The 2,080-nt window shown below is 73.8% G+C and carries 3 protein-coding genes; all 3 read left to right on the forward strand.

Features of this window, described 5'->3' with window-relative positions; all coding sequences use genetic code 11:
• A partial coding sequence (locus tag I5I_RS08410) for a ferrochelatase (RefSeq protein ID WP_036318344.1) occupies positions 1 to 881 on the forward strand: 881 nt, incomplete at its 5' end.
• On the forward strand, positions 878 to 1,849 hold the full coding sequence (hemC, locus tag I5I_RS08415; protein ID WP_036318345.1) for a hydroxymethylbilane synthase: 972 nt from the start codon (positions 878 to 880) through the stop codon (positions 1,847 to 1,849). The genes I5I_RS08410 and hemC, both read left to right, overlap by 4 nt.
• Positions 1,846 to 2,080, forward strand: a 235-nt coding sequence (locus tag I5I_RS08420) for a uroporphyrinogen-III synthase (protein WP_036318346.1), incomplete at its 3' end; no start/stop codon positions are given. The genes hemC and I5I_RS08420, both read left to right, overlap by 4 nt.

The raw sequence follows: 2,080 nt of genomic DNA on the forward strand, positions 1-2,080 counted from the left end.
CGGCGCGCGGCCTGGAGCTGCCGGTGTACTGGGGCAACCGCAACTGGATGCCGTACGTCGCCGACGCCCTGCAGGACGCCCATGACGCCGGCCACCGGCGCCTGCTCGCGATCGCGACCAGCGCGTACAGCTCGTACTCGTCGTGCCGCCAGTACCGCGAAGATCTCGCCGACGCCGTCGAGGCCACCGGCCTGAGCGGTGCCGTCGAGATCGACAAGGTGCGCCAGTTCTTCGACCACCCGGGCTTCGTGACCCCCTTCGCGGAGGGCGTCGCCGAGGGACTCGAGGCCCTCCATGCCCAGGGCTTCGCCGACGACGAGATCGAGATCCTCTTCTCTACCCACTCGATCCCGAACAGCGACGCCGACCGTTCCGGCCCGCCCGAGCGCGGATTCGGCGCCGGCGGCGCCTACGTCGCGCAGCACACGGCCGTCGCCGAGACGATCATGTCGCGGCTGGGCTCCTCATGCGCCTGGCAGCTCGTCTTCCAGAGCCGTTCGGGCCCGCCGCAGGTGCCGTGGCTCGAGCCCGACATCAACGACGCGATGGCCGAGCTGCCCGCCCGTGGTCGCAAGGCCGTGCTCATCGTGCCGCTCGGCTTCGTCAGCGACCACATGGAGGTGCTCTGGGACCTCGACACAGAGGCGATGGAGACGGCCGACGAGCTCGGTCTCACGGCGATCCGCACCCCGACTCCGGGGACGCACCCGGCGTATGTCACGGGACTGGTCGACCTCATGGTCGAGCGGCTGAACGGCACCGCCGCGGCCGACCGCCCGCACGAGACGGACCTCGGACCCTGGTACGACGTCTGCCGTCCCGGATGCTGCGAGAACAAGCGACTCGGCTTCCAGCCGGCACTCGCGGGGATCGCGCCGTGACGGTGACCGACGCCGCCGCACCCGCGCCGCTGCGACTCGGAACCCGAGCGAGTCTGCTGGCCACCACGCAGTCCGGCCACGTCGCCGACGCCCTGCGGGCGGCGACCGGCCGCGAGGTGGAGCTGGTGCCGATCACGACGGCGGGCGACGTGCTCACCGGACCCCTCGCGCAGCTGGGTGGTACCGGCGTGTTCGTCGCGGCGCTGCGTGAGGCGTTGCTGCGCGACGAGTGCGACCTCGTGGTGCACTCGATGAAAGACCTTCCCACGGCCGACGTCGCCGGCCTCGCGATCGGTGCCGTTCCGCCGCGGGCCCCTGTGGCGGATGTGCTGTGCGCGCGCGGAGGCCTCACGCTCGAGGCGCTGCCGCACGGCGCCGTGGTCGGCAGCGGATCACCCCGGCGGGTCGCCCAGCTGCTGCGGCGCCGGCCCGATCTGCAGGTGCGCGGCATCCGCGGCAACGTCGACACCCGACTGCGCAAGGTCGACGAGGGGGAGTACGACGCGATCGTGCTGGCCGAGGCGGGGCTGACCCGGATCGGACGCACCGACCGGATCACCGACCGCTTCGACGCCGACGGCTGGCCCACCTCCGCCGGCCAGGGCGCGCTCGCGGTCGAGGTGCGCACGGGTTCCCCGGTCGCCGCGCAGATCGCCGCGATCACGGATGCGGATGCCGAGATCACCGCGCTGTGGGAGCGTGCCGTGCTGCGGATGCTGGAGGCCGGATGTGCCGCGCCGGTGGGCATCTCCGCGCGGCGCGCGCACGACGCCGTCACGCTGGTCGCCGAGGTGTACGCCCTCGACGGTGCGCGCACCGTCCGCGTCGGGCACTGTGCGGACCCTGCCGACCTCACGACGGCGGACGGACGCGACGCGGCCGCGGCCGTCGTCGTCGCCGCCTTGATGGAGGCCGGGGCCGCCGATCTCGCCGACCTCGGTCCACGCCCCGAGGGGGAGCCCCGGTGACGGCCCTCGCCGGCGCCCGCGTCCTCGTACCGCGCGGCGGCGCATGGGGCGAGCGCGTGGCCGGCGAGCTCTCGCGTCGTGGCGCCCACCCCGTGATCGCGCCGCTCATCCGCACCGCCCCGCCGCGCGACACCACCGCGCGCGACGCCGCCTTCCGGCGGCTTGCCGACGGCGATTACGAGTGGCTGTTAGTCACGAGCGCCGCCAGCGTCGAGCAGATCGCCTCTTCCG

The organism is Microbacterium sp. B24 (genome assembly GCF_000333415.1).
Lineage (GTDB): Bacteria > Actinomycetota > Actinomycetes > Actinomycetales > Microbacteriaceae > Microbacterium.